This is a genomic window from Tolumonas auensis DSM 9187, from assembly GCF_000023065.1.
Classification (GTDB): domain Bacteria; phylum Pseudomonadota; class Gammaproteobacteria; order Enterobacterales; family Aeromonadaceae; genus Tolumonas; species Tolumonas auensis.
Genome location: NC_012691.1, coordinates 1,965,000 through 1,984,966 on the forward strand (window position 1 = coordinate 1,965,000; position 19,967 = coordinate 1,984,966).

Genomic DNA, 19,967 nt, shown 5'->3' on the forward strand with positions numbered 1-19,967 from the left:
TAAAAGGAGCTGAAGTATGCATCCTGTAATCCGGCAGGTAACGGAGCGGATCCGTCAACGCAGTGAGCAAACCCGTCAGCAATATATCTCGCTGATGCAACAGCAGTCGATGGAAGGAAGACCGCGGGCACAGCTGGCCTGCGGTAATCTGGCGCACGTGGTTGCTGCCTGCCCGCAGGCGCAAAAATCCACCTTACTGGATATGACACGTTGTAATGTCGCGATTATCACGGCGTATAACGACATGCTGAGTGCCCACCAGCCCTATGCTGACTATCCGGCACAAATCAAAGCCATGGTCAGTGCGTTGGGCCATTCTGCGCAAGTTGCCGGTGGTGTGCCGGCGATGTGCGATGGCGTCACACAGGGACAAGCTGGCATGGATCTGTCGCTGTTTTCCCGTGATGTCATCGCGCAGGCGACTGCCGTTTCGCTCAGCCACAACGCCTTTGATGCCACCTTGCTGCTGGGGATCTGCGACAAAATCGCCCCTGGTCAGCTGATGGGTGCACTCTCCTTTGGTCATCTGCCAACCGCGTTTATACCCGCAGGACCAATGAGTACCGGTATCAGCAATGATGAGAAAGTGCAGGTCAGACAGCAATATGCGGCCGGGAAACTCGGTCGTGATGCCCTGCAGGATATGGAGAATCAGGCTTATCACAGCCATGGCACCTGTACGTTTTACGGCACAGCGAATACCAATCAACTGGTCTTTGAAGCCATGGGGCTGATGTTACCCGGCTCGGCGTTTGTGCATCCGGATGATCCGCTGCGACTGGCACTGACGGAAAAAGCCTCCGCGTTGATCACCTCGCAAGTGGCGGGCAGTTCACAATATCGTCCGCTGTGGCAAATCGTGGATGAACGGTCACTGGTAAACGGACTGGTCGCACTACTGGCTTCCGGTGGCAGCACTAATCACACCCTGCATATGGTCGCGGTAGCGCGTGCGGCAGGTCTGTTGCTGACGTGGGATGATTTCAGTGATCTCTCCGACGTGGTGCCGCTGCTGGCAAAAGTCTATCCAAATGGACCGGCCGATATTAACGCCTTTCATCAGGCTGGCGGCGTGCCGTTATTACTGAAACAACTGGCTGATCGTGGGTTGCTGAACACCGATGCACAGACATTTAGCGGCGATTTCAGTGTCCATTTCCATCAGCCATTTTTAGATAACGGCAAGCTTTACTGGCAGGAAGTTGGCGACTCGAAATTACCGGATGTTATCGCTCCCGCCGGGCAGGCGTTTCATGTATCCGGCGGTTTAAAACTGCTATCCGGCAATCTGGGCCGGGCGGTCATGAAAGTCAGTGCGGTGGCACCGGAACATCAGATCGTGGAAGCCGATGCGCTGATTTTTGATTCACAACACGACGTCGAAACTGCCTATAAAGCCGGTCAATTGAATCGTGACGCCATTATTGTCGTGCGTTTCAGTGGCCCGGCCGCGAATGGTATGCCGGAACTGCACAAGTTAATGCCAATTCTCGGTAATGTGCAGAAAGCCGGTTATAAAGTCGCACTGGTGACCGATGGCCGGTTATCCGGCGCCTCCGGAAAAATTCCTGCTGCGATTCATGTCACTCCGGAAGCCGCCAAAGGTGGTCCGCTGGCGCATCTGAAAAACGGTGATCGCATTCTGCTGGATGCCACCGAAGGCAGACTGGCAGTGTTAACGGACATTAGCCTGCGTGCTACTGCAAAACCTGACTTGCAAAGCCAACATCGGGGAATGGGACGCGAGCTTTTCTCGTTGTTCCGCCAGAACGTTTCCAACGCCGAACAAGGTGCCTGTGTGCTGTTTTCTGACAATACCGATTAATCATAAGGAAAGAGAATGAACTGGAATTTATCTCCGGCGGCGATTTTTGCCGCTTCCCCGCTGGTGCCGGTTATGGTGATCGACGACCTGAATCAGGCTGTGCCGATGACTAAAGCACTGGCTGCCGGTGGCATCACCGTCTATGAAGTAACACTGCGCACCCCTGCCGCCCTTCAGGCCATCAAAGCGATCCGGGAAGCCTTGCCGGATGCGCTGGTCGGTGCCGGTACGGTGCTGAATCCACAGCAATATGATGCCGCCGTTGAAGCGGGTGCGCAGTTTGTGATCTCCCCCGGTTGTACATCTGAATTACTGGTACATGCCCGTCAGAACGCAGTGCCGTTAATTCCGGGTGTCGCCACGCCAAGTGACATTATGGCGGCATACAGCCTGGGTTATGATCATCTGAAATTTTTTCCGGCAGAAGCCAACGGCGGAGCACCGGCTTTAAAGGCTATTTCAGCACCATTACCACAAATTCGGTTTTGTCCGACCGGCGGCATCAGCCCGAAAAACGTGCATGACTATCTGGCACTTTCTTGCGTGGGAACCGTGGGAGGATCGTGGATGTTACCGGCCGATGCGCTGAAACAAGGCGACTGGCAACGTGTGACACAACTGTCGAAGGAAGCTGTTGAGCTGGTTAAATCACTACGTCGTTAATCATTTCGGTGATAAGAACTGTAGGAGATGAATAAAGTTTCATACTGGAATGGCAGAAGTAGCAACAACTTGCTGCCATTTCTAACACGAAAATGCCCCGTTCGGTGTTACAGCTATCTAGAGGGGAATTCCGTATCACCTAGGTGCACAAATTTTAGTAATGTTCTCTGTGCCCCATCGCTTCGAATCAAGTGGAATTGCATCCATGTGATTCATACCTCGTTGATTTGACACGTCTCATGGCATGATTTAGCGTAAACGTAAATCCATTCAAATAGCATGGGAAATAGAAATGTTTGATTATCTAACCTCAACGGTTTTATCTGGTATGGTTTACGATGCAATTTGTGCGGGCGCAACCATTGGTGTCGATATGTTGAAATCAGTTCTTCAAGATTGGATCGTAGATGATGGTCAAATTTGCAAAATTGTAGAAAAAATGAAAGAGGCTGGCATTAACGAAGATTTGAATCCACAGGCAATTGAGCGAAAAATCAATCAGCATCCTGATTTAGTCCAATTGTTAGCGCAAATTCACCCATCGAGTACTGTGACGCAAACATCTCATATCGGAAATAATATCAACGCCGGAGCTGGCAGCAATGTTTCGGTTGGCGGTATCCATATTCATAAGAATTAAGCGGTGATTTCGGCATGACAGACGCTTCAAACAGTCAATATACAGCTATAGGATCAAATCTTAATTTGGCAGAAGGAGCCACCGCAACTGTTGGTGCCATAACCGTTCACTTTAATGACTTGACCTCACAACGGCTAGTAACCACAGCCAAAGAGATCCTTTTGGCTTTAACTCGCCATGAGTATAAAACTGCAGAAACTTATTTGGCTGTTTTAGAAGCAGTTAACACAACGAATGATGATTGTCGTGCGTTCATCCAGGTGCTTGAGTACAAATTCAAACTCAGCCAAGGAGAACCGCCCGCCATTAATACGAATTTATTTCTTCAATTGCTTCGTAGTCAATCATCGGATCCCGTAATAAAAGACATCGTAGAATCGATTTATATTCAATTTCTCCTGCAGCCATCTCCAGATGAAGCCAGAAGCCGATATGCAGAATCGCAATACAAAGATAGTTATTCCAAGGAAGTGTATTTTTCATTTCTTGCCAGCGAAAATGAACTTCAGCAAGAAATTGATGCCGGAATAAATGACCTCTTCGAACATGAATTATCCGCATTTGTTCGATGTGCTCTTCTGTGTCAAAAATTGGATTTAGCTAATGAGCTTTCAACAAGGTTGGTAAAACAGTTCCATAACACCAATAGTGAACTTCTGCATTTTTATATATCAACTTTAAAGCTGAATCAGGAAGTCCAAGGCCGCCATCTTTGGATATTGCCAGAGCAAATCAAGAAGGATTTTCTGAAGCAGCTAGAATATTGCTTATCGTTGATTGGTAAAAATAAAGATAAAAGGATCATATATATAGCGACGACGTTACTGGCCACCACAGGTTTTACCGATCCAGAACTCGCTGCATTTTGTAAGCAAAACATTTCTGAAGCGTCGAAGGTTTACCCAGAGATAGAAACAATTTTATCTGAACGCCAATACAATGAAAATGAAGTTACTGCATTAGATATTCTGGGTCAGAAAACGCTTAATGAAGATGATTTTATTACTCTGGGTACTGCTTTTTTTGCGGGCGATCTTAAAAGAAACAAGATTAAAAACTGGTGGGATGGCGGTGTTGAAATATCCTTAACGCAACCAAATGAAAGCGCCGCTAGGTTTATTGAGATCGAATTGAATGCGATCACATGCACCGATCGTGATTTTGAACAAAAACAGCGAATATACAATTTATTAGAGATGTTTATTGCGACGGATATTGAACAGATCCATCTATTCAGTATTCCTTATCTTTATCGCCTTTGTGCTCAACTAAACAGGCTAGGCGATCACGTCCATGTCATTAAATTATTAGAAACACTGATCCCGAATAACCCTTGGGCTTCACCGATTATTGATGAATATACTCATGCTTTGTTGGAGGCTGATCAATTAAGCAGGCTAGAAGAGTTACTGACAAGCATAAATGACGATGAAAAGAGCTTTGCATTATTAGTAGTCGAGATAAAAAGAGCCTATCAACTAGGTGAAGAATCAGTATGCATTTCTAAGAATCGGTTTGCGTTAACAAAATACTCAAAGTCATGCTATTTGTGGTGGCTTTTGTTGAATAATTTACATCATTTTCAGTCATCACAAGAAGAAATTGACTCTGTTGTAGATGATATTCCAAAGGATATATTAAAAAATTATAGTGCTGACGGATTAACTTTACTTAATGTCATATCACAATCCGACATAGCGCTTGCACAAACATTAATGCTTGAATGGTTTATTGATAATCCCACAGCAATGGCAAGAAGTATCACCAATTTACTATTGGTGAATATTGGTCAAAAACAAGATTGGTCAGTTAAATATAAATCAGAAAGATGCGCTTCAGCAGTGGTTTATATGGTTGACGGTAAAACACAAACCCGATTGCTGGTTGAAGATTGCGACACAAATGGATATTTAATAAACATTGATACCCAGTTAGGTAAATTACTCGACTCAACCGATGTTGGTGATTCATTTGAGCTAGGAATGAAAACCTACACCATCAAGGAAAAATTATCGCCCATTGTTGGTGCTTTTCGTATTTCTACAGTTATTCGAGAAGAAATAAATACGGGGAATGATTGTTTTTACCAGTTATCTGTTCAAGAAAACAATATCGATGAACTATTGCGTTTTCTTGATAAAACAGACAAACAACCACAAATTGTAAATCCAGAAGTTGATGGTCAAAAAATCCCATTATTGCTAAGGTTAATACATTCTCATGGAAATGATTTACTACGTGGTTGTTATCATTATTTAACTGATGTCCATAGTAATAAATCATTGGGTTTATATAATGCCGGAGTGGGTTTTAATCAATCAGTTGTGCTTGATGTTTTATCCCTTACTTATTTATCGCTTACTGGATTCTGTCACGGGCTGATCGCTGGCGGAAAGAGTTTATTTGTAACCCGAGAAACAAAAGCAATCGTCACAAGTTGGTTGCAGAGGGTCGGTAGTCCTGAATATTTTTCGCTGTCGAAGATAGGTGATGCTTATGTCAGGGCTACAGCAGATGACGTCCAAAATCATCCTTTTTATAATAACTTAGATATTCTGATCAATCATTGCTCACTGTTGTCGCCTCGACAAATAGATATGCCCGAGCCAATCACCAGAGTAAGAGAGCATTTAGATATTTCGCACTATTCCTCCGTTAAGGCCTCAATCTCACATTCAATCCCGATTTTGTGTCTCGATCCGATGATGTGCACGTTATATAAAGCCGAAAAGTTAGATCTGATCAATACATATGAGTTTATGTTGGATGCAAGTAGATTGACGCCGAACAAAGAAAATCATGCCATTGAACTTTTCATTGAATGCTATTTGCCCGTTCCTATTTTGAATGGGAATATTTATTGGCTATGTACGCAGAAAAATCGCGGGCAATATTTAGCGTCAAAAATTATTTCACGGCCATCCGATAACACCGCTGATCCAGATACAACGTTAGCCTTTTTAACTCAATGTTCATGTTTTGCTATACATTCATTATTTGGCAGTTATTATCTTGACCTAGTGTATGCGTATGCAGAGTGGCAATATACAGTAAATATTGTATATGCATGTTGTGAATCAGCAATTAAAATCCTGAAAGGTGATACAAGAGAAGCCCGTCTTGCATTGTTTATCGTAAATGTTTATAACAATACAGTTCAAGAAAGCAACTTATTAAACTTCATGTCGAATTCTTTTAACCTCTTTGCGCGTGGTCATTTCTTAAATGTCGAAAAAATAAATGATGAAATTAAGGTATTACAAGAACTAAACTGAATAAATAACGGTCTTAATGACAATTGATTGACGGCACCCTAAGATGGCTAAATGACCAAATTTTAGAAGATGCTCCCTGCGCAATCAAAACCATATCTAACCGCATCGCGGTTAGACTAGCCGTTATAAACAGAAACTACTTTTTATCTCAATAGTTTTAATTAAACTCTTCTTGTGAATTATTCCTGTAGGAGAGGAATAAGAATACCTATCTCCGGCTGAATTTGCCGGAGATATTTCAGCCCGTTTTATAACGTTGTCGAACCGCGAATAATCAGTTCACCGTTAAACAGATATTGTGCTGGCGGATGATCCGGCTTATCCAGTTTCTCCAGCAGACAGGTCACCGCTTTTCGCCCCATTTCCGACGTGGGTTGAGAAACCGAGGTGATACCTTTACCGGCTAATGCCGCCCATTCCAGATTATCAAAGCTTAAGAATCCGATATCGGAACCCCAGTTCAGCCCCAGACGACTTAATGCCTGAGCAACCTGTAACGTCAGCACCCCATTTGCCGCAATCACGGCCTTACGCATACCACGGTGACTGGCGCAAAACTCCGCAATCAGGCGTTCAATTTCATCGGGTGCCGGTAGCACCACTTCATGACTTTCGCCCTTGATATGCGGATGCTGTTCCAGCATGTGATGGAAAGTGTGCAGACGCTCCTGACGCGCACTGATATAACGAACCGGTTCGGTCAGAAACAATAACGCTTCAAAGCCCTGTTCGATCAGGTGATTGGTGGCTAATTGCGCGGCCTGCGGGTTATCCAGCCCGACCATGTCACAGGGGAAATCATCGATTTTTCGATCGAGTAAAACGAAGGGTAATGTGGTCGCTTTCAGCGCTTGCAGAAAATGCGCATTGATACCGGCAGAGTTGATGATCAGACCATCCACCCGATAACCATTCAGCAGATTCAGGAACTCACATTCCAGCTCAATACTGTTGCGGGCATTACACACCACCGTCATAAAGCCCTGTTTGATCGACTCGGCTTCAACGCCTTTTAAAACCTCGACCGAAAACGGGTTACTGATATCGGCAATGATCAGCCCGATCAACCGGGTACGGCCATACTTCAGGCTACGCGCCATCTGGTTGGGGCGGTATTCCAGTTCCTGGATCGCGTTTTCAATGCGCTGGCGCAGATCATCCGATAGCAGATGAAACTCGCCATTCAGATAACGCGAAATACTGGTTTTTCCTGCCTTCGCTCTGGCCGCAACATCCCGAATGGTGGCATAAGAACGTTTACGGTTTGCTGGTTCGCTCACTCACGACTCCCGGTCTTAACATCAATGATGTCAGCATCGGACTATATTACCTGAAAAATCCACAACATAACGAGTAGTGCGTAGCGCTGAGCCGAAACTGGTTACAGGAGCATGCCTATTCTCCGGCAGGCTCACTGACAAAAGCGATCTTGCTGACCCCGGAACGGGACGAGAGCGCCATAATGTCGGCCACTTTGCCGTAGTCGAGATTGCGATCAGCATGGATATGCAACTCTGGTATGGGTTGCCGTTTCGCGGCATTCACCAGACGAATTTCCAACTCCTCACGACTAATCGCTTCCCCGCTCCAGAACAATTCGCCACCGACCTTCATGGCTAATTTAATATCGTCGTTTTTCACCTCTTCCGGTGTGCTGCTGGCTTGTGGTAAATCGACCTTAACCGCATTACTCAGCAAGGGTGCCGTGATCATAAATACGATCAGCAACACCAGCATCACGTCGATCAGCGGGATCATGTTGATCTCGCTCTGTGGCTGTCCGCCACCGTCATCCGATAACTTGCCAAACGCCATTACGCTTCCCCCGCCTGCAACTCAGTGACGACCGCACGGGATGTCGTTTTTACTACCGGCTGCATGACTGATCTGGCCTGCCCCGTACTAAGCAGCGCAAAAACATCATGCGCAAAACCATCCAGTTCAGCCAGATACACACGATTCATGCGTACGAATGCGTTATAAGCCAGCACAGCCGGTAAGGCCACCGCCAAACCGAAGGCCGTCATAATCAGGGCTTCACCAACGGGCCCGGCCACTTTATCCAGCGTGCTCTGTCCGGAGACACTGATACCGATCAGCGCGTTATAGATGCCCCACACCGTCCCGAACAAACCCACGAACGGAGCAGCTGACCCCACAGAAGCCAGCAACGTCAGACCGGCTTCCAGCCGAAGGGTGCTGCGGGTAACCGAGCGACGCAGTGCACGTAACACAAACTCTTCGCGGGAGCCCATTTCCACCAGCCCCTGATCCGGATTCTGAACCTGACGCGCTGCCTGCAAACCACTGATCATCAGCTCCGCACAAGGTTCCGGTTTGACTTGCTTCAAAACCTGTTCTTCGACCTGTTTCAGGTTGCGGCACGACCAGAATGCTGCAAGAAATGCCTTGGTATTCCGGCGCAACTTCCAGCTCTGATAGACCTTCAACACAATCCAGTACCAGGTTGCAACCGACATCAGCAGCAATAAAACAGCCGGAATCAACCCCATGCCTGAGGTCTGGGTTAACACATGTGCCAGTCCCATTTGTGTTACTTCTTGTTGAGTTTCCATCTTTTATCAGCTCCTTAACTTGAACGAAACGGGCACAATCACCCAGCCTTCGATGGATTGATCACCCCGTTTTGCCGGCACAAAACGCCAGTTCTGCACTGCGGCTAATGCCGCATCATCCAGACGGGAAAACCCGCTACTTTTAAACAACTGCACGCCCAGAGCATTACCCTCTGCAGAGACATGCACTTTCAGTTTTACAACGCCCTCTTCTTCCAGCATGCGAGAACGACGCGGATAAACAGGTGCAGGATTCGATAAATAAGCCGCATTAAATTTTGGCGCTTCAACCGGTGGCGGTGCGATATCCACTGTTTCCGACGCCTGTTTTACCGGCTGAGCAGGAACTGAAACCGGCGGTACAATTTTGGGCTTTATTTGCGGCTGTACCTGCCTGACCACAGGTTTCGGTTTTACCGGTGGTTTGGGTTTCATTTTCACCGGTGACGGTTTTTTAACTTCCGGCGGTGGCGTTAATGGTTCAGGTTCAGCTACAGGTTGAGGCTCTGCCTTGAGCTCTGGTTTTGGCTCTTCGGCCGGGGTCACCCAACGTACGGTCATTGGTGTCGCCGCTGTCATTTCAGGTTTGGCTACGACTGACTGATAATTCAGCATTCCGGCCAGTACTACCCCGTGCAGCAGGACTACCCCGCCAAACACAGGCCAGCCAGAGCGATTTTGTTGATAGGAAACAGCGTCGTAGATCATATGTGCCGAATCAGATGTTGATTAAATCTGTGACACAAATCATATGATAATTTTTACGTAATGAGAACCATTATTATTTACAGTGAATATGAAGATGAATTCGTTTGTATAAAAAGCCATCAACTGACGGCAAAAACCGAAATTTTTTTGATCTAAAACAGATACAAGTGATTCCATAAGCGTACGCTGATCACAGTTTTTCTGGTGCATAAAAAAGGAGGTTAATATGGCTAAGATTTATGACCGGAATCGCAACCTGCTGTCAGCAGGACAACGAGTGATGATTGTGGGGACTGGTGAAATCGATGTTCTGGAAACAGCACTTACCGATGGTCTTACATCATCTCAGGCTGAACGCTCAAAATGTGTTCTGCTTACTCACGCTCAGGAACGGTATGCACCGATTGAATTGGTCAAACTTGGCTAAAACAATCAACTCAAATACCAAGCCTTAAGCTATATCAACCTGACAGCTACTGCCTTCTGCGACATAACTGTCAGGTCATGAAACTGATATCAGCTTATGGATTAATACGTACAGCCTGACGCGCTAACAGTTTCCACTCTCCTGCCGCTTGTTTCTGCCAAACCTGAAGTACTTTCAGACTTACATTACCTGGTTTACCGGAATCATTGGTGGTGGCAGTTAAGGTGTGACGAATGACCGCAGTATCACCAGTCACTTTTGCTGTTTGATCTGTGATGTTCAGCGTTACAAAATCAGATTTGCCCTTCATCAGATCACCAATAAAACTTTCCTTGGTATCCAGTCGGCCGCTTGAATGGCCGTAGCTCAGATCATCCAGCACCAGTTTATTGAGCTCGTTTTCTGATGGCTCAACCATTTGAATTCTAAGCTGTTCTGCTGTTGAAACCACATCCGTGTTTTGCGCATTCGCAACAGGAACAAACCAGGCAGCGGAACAAATGGAAGCAACACACAGCATTTTTTTAAACATACGTTTCTCCGGATTTTATGAATATGAATGTTCGTGCAGCGAATCCTGCAGCCAGAAGAACATAATTTAAATAAAACAATAGATCGATATTTATGAAACGTTGTTTTAATTATTTGTGAGCCAGACTACTTTTTGACACAGTTCCCCTGATTTTCCCACGCATCTGATCACCGGAATGTCAGGCAACAATTAAGTTAAATTAATAAAAACTCCCCGCTTACTGGATTCAGAGGCGTATGATCCAGAATGGCAAAGTTCGCAATGGAGTCGTCATGCACAGAGGTATATTTCAGCTGGGAAAGATAAAACCGGTGTTCCAGTGGATATTGCTGATTGTGCTTTCTGCTGTTTTTGCCTTTTTGATGGAATTAATTCATCTTCCCGGTGCATTGCTGCTCGGCCCGATGCTCGCCGGTATTGTCTGGAGCCTGCATGGCGGTACGTTGCAGGTGCCCCTCAATCTGTTTGTCGCCGCACAAGCGATTATTGGCTGTTTAGTGGCGCAATCCATCTCCTCCGGGATGCTGTCTACCTTTGCCCAGCACTGGTTATTGTTTCTGCTGATTGTGCTCTCAACCATTGCTGCCAGCAGCCTGATGGGATGGGTGATCAGTAAACTGAAAGTCCTGCCCGGCACCACCGCGATCTGGGGTTCTTCCCCCGGCGCTGCCGCTGCGATGGTGCTGATGGCAGAAGAGTTCGGTGCCGATGCGCGGTTAGTGGCTTTTATGCAGTATCTGCGGGTAATTGTCGTCGCCAGTGCCGCATCGGTTATTGCTCGGTTCTGGGTTGATACCTCCGGTACAACCGCTGCTGCCATTATCTGGTTTTCCCCGCTGCAGTGGGCAACCGCCGAAACGCTGTTGCTGGCATTGGCCGGGATTATCATTGCGCGTCTGGCGCGTATTCCATCCGGTGCCATGCTGGTGCCGATGATACTGGGCATGGCGTTGCAAAGCAGTCAGCTGATGAAAATTGATTTACCGGAATGGCTGCTCAGTATCGCGTATGCGCTGATGGGCTGGCGTATTGGTCTTGGCTTTACCCGTGCTGTGCTGAAACATGCCTTCCGCGCGTTACCACAAATTATTCTGTCTATCGTGTTACTGATTGGTTTTTGCGGTGGTCTGGCCTGGTTGCTGGCGGAACATTTCCACCTTGATCCGCTCACTGCTTATCTCGCCACCAGCCCCGGGGGGATGGATACTATCGCGGTAATTGCTGCGACCAGCCAGAATGTCGATCTGGAGTTTGTGATGGCGCTGCAAACCGTTCGCCTGTTTCTGGTGATCTTCCTCGGCCCGGTACTGGCGCGGCTGATCGCCCGAAAAACGGTAACCGAACCCTCCGTCGTCAGTTAAAGATTGTTGCTGGTGATAGCCGAAAGGTTGTGGTAACGTCGCCGGCCGCTATAAACGAGGACGATTAGCTATGTACGCAGGCCTGGACTTTGGAACATCAAACTCTGCATTAGGTATCTGGGAAGACAACCAGCCTAAATTACTTTCGCTGGATAACGGCAGTCGTTTTATCTCCTCAACGGTTTATATCGGTAAATCGCAGCAGTTCATGCAACTGCGCCCGCAAGATCAAACGCTGGCGCATGCAATTAACGGCGACGGTGAAAAGATTTTCGGTAAAGACGCGATCAGCAAGTTTTTAGAATCTCCGGAAGATGGTTTTTTCGTGAAATCACCCAAGTCGTTTTTAGGTGCCCGGCTTAAACCACAGCAACTGCATACTTACGAAAAAATTGTTCATCTGATGATGAGCAATATCAAACGGCTGGCAGAATCACAAACGCACACCCCGATTGATTCCGTTGTGATCGGTAAACCGGTGAAATTCCACGGTACCCAGGGTGAAGTCGGTAACCAGCAAGCGATTAAAGTGCTGACTTCTGCCGCCCTCGATGCGGGATTCAAGCGCATTGAATTTCAGTTTGAGCCGATTGCAGCAGCGCTGGATTACGAACGTTCACTGAATGAAAACCTGACTGCGCTGATTGTCGACATCGGCGGTGGTACGACCGACTGCTCAATGATCAAAGTGGGCCCGGCCTATCGGGAACTGACGGATCGGAATGAATCCATTCTGGGTTATTCCGGCGATCGCATCGGGGGTCTGGATCTGGATATCAAACTCGCTTTCCGTCAGTTAGCGCCGCTGTTTGGCAAAGATGAACTGCTGAAAACCGGTCTGCCGACGCCAGCCAATATATTCTGGAATGCCGTTTGTATTAACAACGTCGACGCACAGACGACCTTCTATTCTGCAGTCAATGGCCGTGAAATTCATAAACTGCTGCGCGATGCCCGGCCGGATTCTGTGCTGGATCGTCTGCTGCATATTTACGAAACCATGCTCAGTTATCACATCAGCCAGAGTGCGGAAGCCGCGAAAATTGCCCTCTCTTCCGATGAAGTCACCTCCGTCGATATGTCTTATCTCGAAGCTGGTTTGCGCACAAACATTGACCGTGAGCAACTGCAAACGGCAATCAGTAATGAGCTGAATAAGTTCATCGGCTTGATGAAAGAAGTTGAGCAACAGGCACAGGTTGCGCCGGATGTGATCTACGTAACCGGTGGTACCGCCCGTTCACCGATTGTTGATGCTTATATCCGTGCCGCCTATCCGGAAGCACGGATTGTGTTCGGGGATCTGTTCGGTAGTGTGGCCTCAGGCTTGACCACCTGGGCACACCGGATTTTCAGTTAAAACGCAGCCAATCCCAAAACGACCGCCGCTGTTTCTGTTCCTTGACCCAGTTCAGTAATTCATTGTTCTGTATACGAACTCGTCGTTTTATGACCAGGTAGTAGCCGGAATCCAGCGGTGGTTTTTTGATGATGTGATAACGAATCGATTTGATAAACCGGATCGCCTCTTTTTTATCATTGGTTTCAAAAACCGGATATGAACCGGTGATCACATGACGATAAATCACATATTTACTGTTTGTCTGCTGCATTGCTCATCCACTCAGCTGAATACGGCAATCCGTGCACCGCTCGTTGCATCTGAATGTAATATTTTTACCACCCCCGCAGCAACCATCTCTGGTGTACGAAGTTCACCGGTCTCTTTACGGTGGATGAAATAGTCCACGGCCGGAAAATCTTCTTTATGTGAACTGCGGATCAGCGACTGCATATCGGTATCCATCACCCCCGGATCGACATTCAGCACCACAAACGGGTGTGCTTCACTCGCCTGCTCGACTGCCACCGTGCGGATATAACTCTCCAGCCCCGCTTTGGCGGAACAATACAACGACCAGCCGGAATAGGCCTTCAACGCCGCACCTGACGAAATACTGACCAGCACTTTACGGCAGGCATGCGACTGGAAGTGTTTCATCACCTCACTCATAAAGAGGATGGCACTGGTAAAGTTAGTATTGATATTCGCCAGCACCGCCATGGAATTTTTCTTCGCTGTCGGGCCAATCGGACTAAGAGAAGCGGCGTTACTGACCACCAGAATTTCATCCCATACTTGTGCGGCAAGCTTTTCCAGATTCGATGTCAGCACGGGTAACATCTGTTCCGGTGATGAAAAATCAAGTTTCACCGAATATGCATGCGGTGCACTGCGGGAAAACTCCACCACCTGATAACCGGCGGCATGGAGATTTTCTGCAATCGCAGAACCCAGGCCTTTAGAACCGCCACTGATGATCGCTAATTTCATCTTAATTCCTCGCTGTATCAGGTAGTTAAATTTTGGTTTGCCCTGACAATAATAGACACACTTACCTTACCACAGGCAACAAAATCATATAAAAAACCCCTATATCCATTGCTGGATACAGGGGAACATACGGGAACCAAGAGGAGTTAATTAATAGGTCAGACCAAACCCGTAATTAAACAGCGGGTTTGCTGAATCGTACGGTACATCAGATTGCTGATTTTCTACTGCGCTCCAGCTTGAAGGCAGTTCAAATGGCAGTTTACCCTGCGCTTTGACTTTGCCGGTCAGGACATCAAAGAACGCCGTATCCAGCGCACCAAAGTTGGCCAGAATGACATCGGCATTATCTTTAATTTCAGTCAGAATCGCCGGGCGATCCAGATAGACAGAGACAATCGACGGTACCCCTGCCGCTTTCGCCGCTTTAATGGCAGCATAATCATCACTGCCGGTGTAAACGCCAGGATGAACACTGTCATGCACCACACTTTCTGCATCCGCATAGCCTAACTGGCCAAAATGAACGCTGCCAAACGGGTAACGAGGATCAGTCTCATATGGTGTATTGGTACGGATAATGGCCAGATCCGCCTGTGATACATCAGTTACCACCGTAAATCCGTATTGCGCGGCAACTTCCGCATTCACGTTATACAGATACACTTTTTTCGCGGTATCACTGATTGGCAGTATTGCACTGTCATTCTTCAGCAGAACATGGGCTTTACTTTGCGCAGCTTGTGCTTTTTCCTGGAAGGTACTGTTACCGACCAGCGCCACTGCCGCATCGACATCCACATAAGGGTTTTCAAATAATCCCTGTTGGAACTTCTGAACTAAAACACGGTTTGCCGATTCACTGATTCTGTCCTGAGTTAACAAGCCATCGTTAACCGCAGCCAGCAAATAGGAAGGATCATCGACACCACCGAACTGGTCGATACCGGCATCGACCGCTTTAGCATACCGGTTTTCAATACTTAAGCTTTCAACACCCCATGGGATCCCGAATTTATAGAAGAAGCTCCACGCACTGACGCCGTCGGCGACCTGCTCATCGGTCAGGCCATCCACACATTCTTCATAACAGTCGTTCACAATCAGCCAGTCACTGAGAATGACGCCTTTAAAGCCGAAATCACCACGTAAAATACCGCTAAGCACCTGTTTATTAAAACCAAAACCGACAGGTTCTATTTCTTCCCCGTTGTAAGTTACATCCATCGGTTTGCCATAATAAGGCATGACAGAAGCCACTTTTGCATTAAAGGCCCCTTCAAACGGCACCAGATGATAGGCAAACTGATTACCCGGATAGACCTGCTCTTTACCGTAGGAATTATGCGGATCCAGACCATCTTTCTGCGGGCCACCACCCGAGAAATGTTTTACGACTGTGGCGACGCTATCCGTCTTCAGGCCATCACTGCCATGCTGGAAGCCTTCGATATAAGCCTGAACCAGACTTTTTGAGACCTGATTATCTTCACCGAACGTCCCGGTGATACGACCCCAGCGAGGTTCCGTCGCCAGATCCGCCTGTGGGGATAACGCGATCTGGATACCTACCGCCCGATATTCCTGGCGTGCAATGTCACCGAATTCTTCAACCAGCGTCGGATCGTTAATTGCCGCCAGACCCAGAGCTTCCGGCCATTGTGAAAAAGCACCGGCACTGACGCTCGTGGCATTCGGGTCATTGGTAAAATGGTTACGGGGATCGGTACTGATACTCATCGGGATGCCCAATCCAATGCTTTCCGCCGTTTCCTGTAATGCATTATTATCAGCCGCAATTAATGCCGGATCACCCGCCATACGCGTGATAAATGTATTAACAAAACTCTTTTTAAGCACATCGTCCATGGCTGCAGAATCAACACGACCCGATGTCAGGGTTAATGTTCCATGCAGCATCAAGCCCACTTTTTGCTCCAGCGTCAGTCTGGAAGTTAAATCTGTCGCACGAGCTTCCGCACTAAGGCGCCAATCTTCATATGGAGTCAATTCTCCATCACGGTTAAGGTCTTTAAACTGATACCCATCGTCAGTGATTATTGCAACGGAACGGGTTCCCAGAACAGGCTGAGTGTATTTTGCAGAATCGGAGTCTGAACCACATCCGGATAGCAGCGCTATCCCCGTCAAACCGGCTATAGGAAGTACGTATTTTCCTTTCATGTATTGCATCCCCACACAAAGATTATCGACATAGAGCCGCGCTACATTAGGGCAAAATGAAAATCCCGAATTGACATTCAGAAACAAAAATTTAACATTTGGGTGCACGATAGTGATTGTGTGACACAGGTTTGCAAATTCACTCTCTGGTCTTCAAGAATCAAAATCCCCCCTGTTTTCGAAATAAACCAGCCTGAAACCTGACCAAAATCAAGCGCCGCATTTGAAACTGAGTTCAAATGGAAATAGTATGGAGTATCCCTGTAGATCCTGACAGGCACCGCCCAGACCGCAAATGTGGCCCTGCGGTAGCTATATCCTCCGGAAAATATAGCTGACAGCGCATGAGGGTTTTCCGTATTTGGTGCGGGATTTTGGGTAAAGACTGGGGTAGGTCGGGATAGTGAATTGTTAAACTCTTATGCAAATTACGATTGAGAATTCTCCTATGACAGAAGAACCATCAACAGTTGATACTGTGAAAACCACAAAAATTTTATTAATTGATCTTGAAAATTGCCCGAGTCAGATTAATGAATTACAGAAAATTTTAAATGAATACAGCCTAGTCGTAATTTGTTATGCACATTCAAACGCTAAAATTCCGCTAGATTGGTTGATGCCACTAAATGACACAATCAATGCAGACCGCCTTAAAGTCTTTAAAATGACAACAACCGGTAAAAATGCAGCTGATTTTGGTATTAGTTTTTATGCTGGCATGCTGATGCAACAAATGCCTAATAACGCTCATTTTGTGATCATGTCTGATGATGCCGATTTAGATCATGTTGTTAATTTATTACGTTGTCAAAGCCGTACTGCCGAACGCATAGGCATGAAAAAAGAAGATCATAAACCAGCACAAATTGTCATAGGTACCGATACAGCATCGATTAAACTTTATTGTGCACATTTAGTTACATATAAAAGTAATCGTCCTGCTAAAAAAGAAACCTTACTCAATAGCATTAAAAACAAGTTTAAAGACACACCTGATGTCACAAACAATGTGTTGTCTTCATTAATTAAACAAGGTGCTCTTGCATTTCAAGAAAACAAGGTCATCTATAACGACAAAAAAATTGTTGAACTATCACTTCAATAATAAAAGTTTAACAAAAACTTAAAGTTGTGCGGTTTCATCGCAACAGCACGACATAAATTTAACCTAGGATGCTTCAGCGACCACCTTTATTAGACATTAGAATATAAGGTTTACATTATGAGTGATTGGGACTTTCTTTACGAAATGAATGCTCGTGGCTGCAGTGCAGCTGAAATATCTGATGCCGCCGCATGTGGATACGCTCCGTGGGACTTAATCGACGAAGACGAATATGAAGATGCGGATGAACCAATCTCACAACAAAAAAAGAAACCAATCAAACAAAAACAACCAGAAATATATTCACAGTCATTTAACACATTTAAATATTCAATCCAGGATGCAACGGAACTTTTAGATCATTTTGATTCAATTAATTCAAATCCACCGCCAAGTAATGCCGAAATTCTAAAAAGAGCAAGCCTCATAATGGCATTGGCTGCACTTGAAACATACATAGAAGACCGAGTCACAGAAGCAGCAAACAAGATTTCCAGTAGTAACAACAAAAATAGTAAACTGCAGATCTTCTTTACAAAATCACTTCAAAACGATCTCAAAACATTTCATACGCCAAGTGCCGACAGAATAAAATCACTTTTCGAAAAATATTTTGATATTGATGTAACAAGTGGATGGGTATGGAACCACTTTGATCAAAATAAAGCAAAATCTGAGCTTAATAAAATAGCCAAAAAGCGAGGTGATATTGCACACCGTTCGCTTAGACCACAACCCGGTCAGCCGATGCCTCACGCAGTAACTCGCGACGAGCTGGCAAAACACATTCGGTTTATATGCAATTTGGTTAATGCAACTGAAAAATTTCTCTCCGATAAGCTCTAACATTTTCGACAAGCGGACAGCCAAATACCTGAGCGTGGTGCGCGTTGCTCACTGGACTGCACCGCTTCGCGCCGCAGTCCGTTAACTTAAAATTATGTGCTTAAGACATATCCATGGACAACCAAAGCTTACGTAATATTCTATACAAAGTTATTGATAGCCATACAGCTGCAACAGCTCATTATCAGATATGGTTTACTCTAAGAAACCGAGCTTTACCTGATTATTTTAAAACAATGAACAATCAAGATTATCTTGATTTTTTCGATGCTTCAAACAGTGGGAGCTTCAAGTTAATGTTCATTGAAATAGGAAATTTATTTGACTCTGACCTTCGATCTTCAAGTATATCTAACTTAAAGAAATCTTTGATTGAATATGGTTTCCTTCATTTTAAGGATAACATAGAAAATAATCTCAAGTTACACTCAAAGTTAGTACACAACATTATATCTATTAGAAATAAATTAATGGCTCACAAAGACATTGATGCTGACTCCGATGCTTTGTTTGAAAAACATGGCATCATTCCCGATGAGATAAAAAAATTGCTATTTGACTTAGGACTTGCGTTACAAAAAATTGAACATCACATCAATAATGACTCAAGTTTTACGAGAGTTTGCTTAAATAATAGATTCGGTGACGCAACAATAAATTTACTAAAAACTCTAAAAAAAGGTTCCGTCTCATAACAAAATTGGTGTGGAATTTGGTCTTCACCCACTTTTTCAGACACGCATCGCTGAACTTGAAGAGGAAAATGACATCCTAAAAAAGTGGCAACGCGTATCCGATTTATCGGGTGAACATGACAAAAGAAAACACCTGGCAAACAATAAATAATATTTATTGAATCGGGAATTTCTGTTTCTGGTGAAGCACTCGCATGACATAGATATCTGCATCATCAAATCGGTAAGACACTATCATTGATACCTCCGGGATGATCAGCAGCCGGCCCCTTAGGCCACTACGTCTGACGCCCATCAAGGGCTGCTCCAGCAGATTTTCAACTTTTGCATCTATTATTTCGTCCGTCTTTTCGGCTGCAACAGGGTTAAACTCATAAAGAAACTCAAAAATTTTTTCCCGATCATTCAGAGCTTCTTCTTCCCAATAAATCATGGCTTAGCCTCTGCTGCGAATTTTTGCTTTACGTTCTGCCATTCGTTTTTGAGCTTGTTCATGCGTTAGAAACACAGCGTTTCCTGAATCCAGTTTTTCAAACGCCATATTCACTTGCTCTGTTAGCCATGCATCGTGTGCCATGATTTTTCTTTGTTCGTCAGCGAGTTGTTCTGTTAACTGACGGCAGGCATCACTTAATGTACGCCCCTGGCTTTCAGCCATAAGCTGTGCCAGATGTTTCGTTTCTTCATCAATACGAAATTGAATTCTGGTATCCATGTACTGTTACCTCTCGACCATTATTGTCACACAAATGTTAGCACAGCGTATAGTACCCAACAACTGCGGTGCGCTGT

20 protein-coding genes are annotated in these 19,967 nt (G+C 45.7%); 10 read left to right on the plus strand and 10 right to left on the minus strand.

The features are described 5' to 3' along the window. Positions 1–16: 16 nt before the first annotated feature. The 4 genes from edd (at position 17) to gapS6b (ending at position 6,403) form a co-directional block, all read left to right on the plus strand. On the plus strand, positions 17–1,825 hold the full coding sequence (gene edd / locus TOLA_RS09115; RefSeq protein WP_015878875.1) for a phosphogluconate dehydratase: 1,809 nt from the start codon (positions 17–19) through the stop codon (positions 1,823–1,825). A gap of 15 nt (positions 1,826–1,840) precedes the next feature. Then, positions 1,841–2,488, plus strand: coding sequence for a bifunctional 4-hydroxy-2-oxoglutarate aldolase/2-dehydro-3-deoxy-phosphogluconate aldolase (locus TOLA_RS09120; protein ID WP_015878876.1), 648 nt, complete (start codon positions 1,841–1,843; stop codon positions 2,486–2,488). Between the two features lie 292 nt (positions 2,489–2,780). Further along, complete coding sequence (gene gapS6a / locus TOLA_RS09125; RefSeq protein ID WP_015878877.1) at positions 2,781–3,128, plus strand: GapS6a family protein; 348 nt, start codon at positions 2,781–2,783, stop codon at positions 3,126–3,128. A 14-nt stretch (positions 3,129–3,142) separates the two neighbouring features. After that, positions 3,143–6,403, plus strand: coding sequence for a GapS6b family protein (gapS6b, locus tag TOLA_RS09130; protein WP_041609504.1), 3,261 nt, complete (start codon positions 3,143–3,145; stop codon positions 6,401–6,403). 248 nt (positions 6,404–6,651) lie between these two features. Here gapS6b and TOLA_RS09135 read toward each other — a convergent pair whose 3' ends face one another. The 4 genes from TOLA_RS09135 to TOLA_RS16355 all read right to left on the minus strand — a co-directional run bounded on the left by TOLA_RS09135 (position 6,652) and on the right by TOLA_RS16355 (position 9,687). Then, complete coding sequence (locus tag TOLA_RS09135) at positions 6,652–7,683, minus strand: LacI family DNA-binding transcriptional regulator (RefSeq protein ID WP_015878879.1); 1,032 nt, start codon at positions 7,681–7,683, stop codon at positions 6,652–6,654. Positions 7,684–7,798: 115 nt separating this feature from the next. After that, complete coding sequence (locus TOLA_RS09140) at positions 7,799–8,218, minus strand: ExbD/TolR family protein (protein WP_015878880.1); 420 nt, start codon at positions 8,216–8,218, stop codon at positions 7,799–7,801. Further along, on the minus strand, positions 8,218–8,979 hold the full coding sequence (locus TOLA_RS09145; RefSeq protein WP_015878881.1) for a MotA/TolQ/ExbB proton channel family protein: 762 nt from the start codon (positions 8,977–8,979) through the stop codon (positions 8,218–8,220). Before TOLA_RS09145 ends, TOLA_RS09140 begins: the two co-directional genes overlap by 1 nt. A 6-nt stretch (positions 8,980–8,985) precedes the next feature. Beyond that, positions 8,986–9,687, minus strand: a complete 702-nt coding sequence (locus TOLA_RS16355) for an energy transducer TonB (RefSeq protein WP_015878882.1) — start codon at positions 9,685–9,687, stop codon at positions 8,986–8,988. Positions 9,688–9,913: 226 nt separating this feature from the next. Here TOLA_RS16355 and ydfZ point away from each other — a divergent pair, with 226 nt between their 5' ends. Then, positions 9,914–10,114 (plus strand): putative selenium delivery protein YdfZ, encoded by a 201-nt coding sequence (gene ydfZ, locus TOLA_RS09160; RefSeq protein WP_015878883.1) that lies wholly within the window; start codon positions 9,914–9,916, stop codon positions 10,112–10,114. 94 nt (positions 10,115–10,208) lie between these two features. Here the strand turns inward: ydfZ and TOLA_RS09165 are convergent, their stop codons facing one another. Then, the gene (locus TOLA_RS09165; RefSeq protein WP_015878884.1) at positions 10,209–10,646 is read right to left on the minus strand and encodes a nuclear transport factor 2 family protein; all 438 of its coding nucleotides are present in this window, start codon (positions 10,644–10,646) and stop codon (positions 10,209–10,211) included. A 272-nt stretch (positions 10,647–10,918) separates the two neighbouring features. Here TOLA_RS09165 and TOLA_RS09170 point away from each other — a divergent pair, with 272 nt between their 5' ends. After that, on the plus strand, positions 10,919–12,007 hold the full coding sequence (locus tag TOLA_RS09170) for an AbrB family transcriptional regulator (protein ID WP_015878885.1): 1,089 nt from the start codon (positions 10,919–10,921) through the stop codon (positions 12,005–12,007). A gap of 70 nt (positions 12,008–12,077) precedes the next feature. After that, complete coding sequence (gene yegD / locus TOLA_RS09175) at positions 12,078–13,367, plus strand: molecular chaperone (RefSeq protein WP_015878886.1); 1,290 nt, start codon at positions 12,078–12,080, stop codon at positions 13,365–13,367. Here the strand turns inward: yegD and TOLA_RS09180 are convergent. The 3 genes from TOLA_RS09180 to TOLA_RS09190 form a co-directional block, all read right to left on the minus strand. Beyond that, positions 13,360–13,620 (minus strand): hypothetical protein, encoded by a 261-nt coding sequence (locus tag TOLA_RS09180; RefSeq protein WP_015878887.1) that lies wholly within the window; start codon positions 13,618–13,620, stop codon positions 13,360–13,362. The two genes, yegD and TOLA_RS09180, sit on opposite strands and share 8 nt — an antisense overlap. A gap of 11 nt (positions 13,621–13,631) precedes the next feature. Beyond that, a complete protein-coding gene (locus tag TOLA_RS09185) occupies positions 13,632–14,342 on the minus strand; it encodes an SDR family NAD(P)-dependent oxidoreductase (protein WP_015878888.1) in 711 nt (236 codons plus the stop codon). Positions 14,343–14,492: 150 nt separating this feature from the next. Beyond that, positions 14,493–16,526: a glycoside hydrolase family 3 protein gene (locus tag TOLA_RS09190; protein WP_015878889.1), complete on the minus strand. Its 2,034-nt coding sequence runs from the start codon at positions 16,524–16,526 to the stop codon at positions 14,493–14,495. A 448-nt stretch (positions 16,527–16,974) separates the two neighbouring features. Here TOLA_RS09190 and TOLA_RS09195 point away from each other — a divergent pair, with 448 nt between their 5' ends. The 3 genes from TOLA_RS09195 to TOLA_RS09205 all read left to right on the plus strand — a co-directional run bounded on the left by TOLA_RS09195 (position 16,975) and on the right by TOLA_RS09205 (position 19,175). Beyond that, positions 16,975–17,634, plus strand: a complete 660-nt coding sequence (locus tag TOLA_RS09195; RefSeq protein WP_015878890.1) for a PIN domain-containing protein — start codon at positions 16,975–16,977, stop codon at positions 17,632–17,634. A 117-nt stretch (positions 17,635–17,751) separates the two neighbouring features. Next, complete coding sequence (locus tag TOLA_RS09200; RefSeq protein WP_015878891.1) at positions 17,752–18,480, plus strand: HEPN domain-containing protein; 729 nt, start codon at positions 17,752–17,754, stop codon at positions 18,478–18,480. A gap of 113 nt (positions 18,481–18,593) precedes the next feature. After that, positions 18,594–19,175 (plus strand): AbiU2 domain-containing protein, encoded by a 582-nt coding sequence (locus TOLA_RS09205; RefSeq protein ID WP_041609505.1) that lies wholly within the window; start codon positions 18,594–18,596, stop codon positions 19,173–19,175. 154 nt (positions 19,176–19,329) lie between these two features. On the opposite strand, the gene TOLA_RS09210 is transcribed toward TOLA_RS09205, so the two are convergent. Next, positions 19,330–19,608 (minus strand): type II toxin-antitoxin system RelE/ParE family toxin, encoded by a 279-nt coding sequence (locus TOLA_RS09210; RefSeq protein ID WP_015878893.1) that lies wholly within the window; start codon positions 19,606–19,608, stop codon positions 19,330–19,332. Between the two features lie 3 nt (positions 19,609–19,611). Continuing rightward, positions 19,612–19,890, minus strand: coding sequence for a type II toxin-antitoxin system RelB/DinJ family antitoxin (locus TOLA_RS09215; protein ID WP_015878894.1), 279 nt, complete (start codon positions 19,888–19,890; stop codon positions 19,612–19,614). Between the last annotated feature and the right edge of the window lie 77 nt (positions 19,891–19,967).